We start from the raw sequence: 287 nt of genomic DNA on the forward strand, positions 1-287 counted from the left end.
AGAAACGTTATTGTAGAAAACGTGTTTAATGGTCAAAGACAACGTGCCATTGAAGGTTATTACCAAGGTAATTTGCCTCTAGGCTATGATAAAGTACCTGACAGTAAAAAAGAGCTCATGATCAATCAACATGAAGCAAATATTGTTAAATATATTTTTGAGTCATACGCTAAAGGTCATGGTTATCGTAAGATTGCGAATGCATTAAATCACAAAGGTTATGTAACTAAGAAAGGTAAACCGTTTAGTATTTCATCCATTACCTACATCATCTCAAACCCTTTTTA

At 33.1% G+C, this 287-nt stretch carries 1 protein-coding gene; it reads left to right on the plus strand.

Features of this window, described 5'->3' with window-relative positions; genetic code table 11:
• The coding region (locus HMPREF2578_RS07945) for a recombinase family protein (protein ID WP_176743749.1) at positions 1-287 on the plus strand (287 nt) is incomplete at both ends.

The organism is Staphylococcus sp. HMSC072H03 (genome assembly GCF_001809305.1).
Lineage (GTDB): Bacteria > Bacillota > Bacilli > Staphylococcales > Staphylococcaceae > Staphylococcus > Staphylococcus hominis.